This is a genomic window from Streptomyces sp. NPDC097981 (assembly GCF_040302565.1).
Lineage (GTDB): Bacteria > Actinomycetota > Actinomycetes > Streptomycetales > Streptomycetaceae > Streptomyces.
This window is the reverse complement of the sequence record NZ_JBEORW010000127.1, coordinates 1-3201: the sequence shown is the minus strand read 5'-3', so window position 1 is coordinate 3201 and position 3201 is coordinate 1. Positions and strand designations below refer to the sequence as shown.

At 56.8% G+C, this 3201-nt stretch carries 1 rRNA gene; it reads left to right on the top strand.

Features of this window, described 5'->3' with window-relative positions:
- Positions 1-52: 52 nt before the first annotated feature.
- Positions 53-3170 (top strand): 23S ribosomal RNA (locus ABTY04_RS40195).
- The last annotated feature ends 31 nt before the right edge of the window (positions 3171-3201 follow it).

The window sequence follows — 3201 nt, the reverse complement described above, 5'->3', positions numbered from 1 at the left end:
GACGGGTGGCTGGTCGTTGTTTGAGAACTACACAGTGGACGCGAGCATCTGTGGCCAAGTTTTTAAGGGCGCACGGTGGATGCCTTGGCACCAGGAACCGATGAAGGACGTGAGAGGCCGCGATAGGCCCCGGGGAGCTGCCAACTGAGCTTTGATCCGGGGGTGTCCGAATGGGGAAACCCGGCAGTCGTCATGGGCTGTCACCCACTGCTGAACACATAGGCAGTGTGGAGGGAACGAGGGGAAGTGAAACATCTCAGTACCCTCAGGAAGAGAAAACAACCGTGATTCCGGGAGTAGTGGCGAGCGAAACCGGATGAGGCCAAACCGTATGCGTGTGATACCCGGCAGGGGTTGCGCATGCGGGGTTGTGGGAATGAGCTTGACCGGTCTGCCGGCCGGTCGGCGAGTCAGAAACCGTTGGTGTAGTCGAAGGACATGCGAAAGGTCCGGCGTAGAGGGTAAGACCCCCGTAGACGAAACATCAGCGGCTTGCTTGCTCATCTCCCAAGTAGCACGGGGCCCGAGAAATCCCGTGTGAATCTGGCGGGACCACCCGCTAAGCCTAAATATTCCCTGGTGACCGATAGCGGATAGTACCGTGAGGGAATGGTGAAAAGTACCGCGGGAGCGGAGTGAAATAGTACCTGAAACCGTGTGCCTACAAGCCGTGGGAGCGTCGGACGTACTTGTACGTCTCGTGACTGCGTGCCTTTTGAAGAATGAGCCTGCGAGTTAGCGGTGTGTAGCGAGGTTAACCCGTGTGGGGAAGCCGTAGCGAAAGCGAGTCCGAATAGGGCGATTGAGTTGCACGCTCTAGACCCGAAGCGGAGTGATCTAGCCATGGGCAGGTTGAAGCGGAGGTAAGACTTCGTGGAGGACCGAACCCACCAGGGTTGAAAACCTGGGGGATGACCTGTGGTTAGGGGTGAAAGGCCAATCAAACTCCGTGATAGCTGGTTCTCCCCGAAATGCATTTAGGTGCAGCGTCGTGTGTTTCTTGCCGGAGGTAGAGCACTGGATAGGCGATGGGCCCTACCGGGTTACTGACCTTAGCCAAACTCCGAATGCCGGTAAGTGAGAGCACGGCAGTGAGACTGTGGGGGATAAGCTCCATGGTCGAGAGGGAAACAGCCCAGAGCATCGACTAAGGCCCCTAAGCGTACGCTAAGTGGGAAAGGATGTGGAGTCGCAGAGACAACCAGGAGGTTGGCTTAGAAGCAGCCACCCTTGAAAGAGTGCGTAATAGCTCACTGGTCAAGTGATTCCGCGCCGACAATGTAGCGGGGCTCAAGCGTACCGCCGAAGTCGTGTCATTGCAGCAATACTCCCAACGGAGGCTGTGATGGGTAGGGGAGCGTCGTGTGCCGGGTGAAGCAGCAGCGGAAGCTAGTTGTGGACGGTTCACGAGTGAGAATGCAGGCATGAGTAGCGATACACACGTGAGAAACGTGTGCGCCGATTGACTAAGGGTTCCTGGGTCAAGCTGATCTGCCCAGGGTAAGTCGGGACCTAAGGCGAGGCCGACAGGCGTAGTCGATGGACAACCGGTTGATATTCCGGTACCCGCTTTGAAACGCCCAATATCGAATCAGGCGATGCTAAGTCCGTGAAGCCGTTCCGGACCCTTCGGGGAAAGGAAAGTGGTGGAGCCGACGAACCAGACTTGTAGTAGGTAAGCGATGGGGTGACGCAGGAAGGTAGTCCAGCCCGGGCGGTGGTTGTCCCGGGGTAAGGGTGTAGGCCGAGGGGTAGGCAAATCCGTCCCTCATATAAGGCTGAGACCTGATGCCGAGCCGATTGTGGTGAAGTGGATGATCCTATGCTGTCGAGAAAAGCCTCTAGCGAGTTTCATGGCGGCCCGTACCCTAAACCGACTCAGGTGGTCAGGTAGAGAATACCGAGGCGTTCGGGTGAACTATGGTTAAGGAACTCGGCAAAATGCCCCCGTAACTTCGGGAGAAGGGGGGCCATCACTGGTGATCGGACTTGCTCCGTGAGCTGGGGGTGGCCGCAGAGACCAGCGAGAAGCGACTGTTTACTAAAAACACAGGTCCGTGCGAAGCCGTAAGGCGATGTATACGGACTGACGCCTGCCCGGTGCTGGAACGTTAAGGGGACCGGTTAGTGACCTTTCGGGGTTGCGAAGCTGAGAACTTAAGCGCCAGTAAACGGCGGTGGTAACTATAACCATCCTAAGGTAGCGAAATTCCTTGTCGGGTAAGTTCCGACCTGCACGAATGGCGTAACGACTTCTCGACTGTCTCAACCATAGGCCCGGTGAAATTGCACTACGAGTAAAGATGCTCGTTTCGCGCAGCAGGACGGAAAGACCCCGGGACCTTTACTACAGTTTGATATTGGTGTTCGGTTCGGCTTGTGTAGGATAGGTGGGAGACTTTGAAACCCCAACGCCAGTTGGGGTGGAGTCGCCGTTGAAATACCACTCTGGTCGTGCTGGATGTCTAACCTCGGTCCGTGATCCGGATCAGGGACAGTGTCTGATGGGTAGTTTAACTGGGGCGGTTGCCTCCCAAAGGGTAACGGAGGCGCCCAAAGGTTCCCTCAGCCTGGTTGGCAATCAGGTGTTGAGTGTAAGTGCACAAGGGAGCTTGACTGTGAGACCGACGGGTCGAGCAGGGACGAAAGTCGGGACTAGTGATCCGGCGGTGGCTTGTGGAAGCGCCGTCGCTCAACGGATAAAAGGTACCCCGGGGATAACAGGCTGATCTTCCCCAAGAGTCCATATCGACGGGATGGTTTGGCACCTCGATGTCGGCTCGTCGCATCCTGGGGCTGGAGTCGGTCCCAAGGGTTGGGCTGTTCGCCCATTAAAGCGGTACGCGAGCTGGGTTTAGAACGTCGTGAGACAGTTCGGTCCCTATCCGCTGTGCGCGTAGGAATATTGAGAAGGGCTGTCCCTAGTACGAGAGGACCGGGACGGACGAACCTCTGGTGTGCCAGTTGTCCTGCCAAGGGCATGGCTGGTTGGCTACGTTCGGGAGGGATAACCGCTGAAAGCATCTAAGCGGGAAGCCTGCTTCAAGATGAGTATTCCCACCTCCTTGAGAGGGTAAGGCTCCCAGTAGACGACTGGGTTGATAGGCCAGATGTGGAAGCCCGGTAACGGGTGGAGCTGACTGGTACTAATAGGCCGAGGGCTTGTCCTCAGTTGCTCGCGTCCACTGTGTTAGTTCTGAA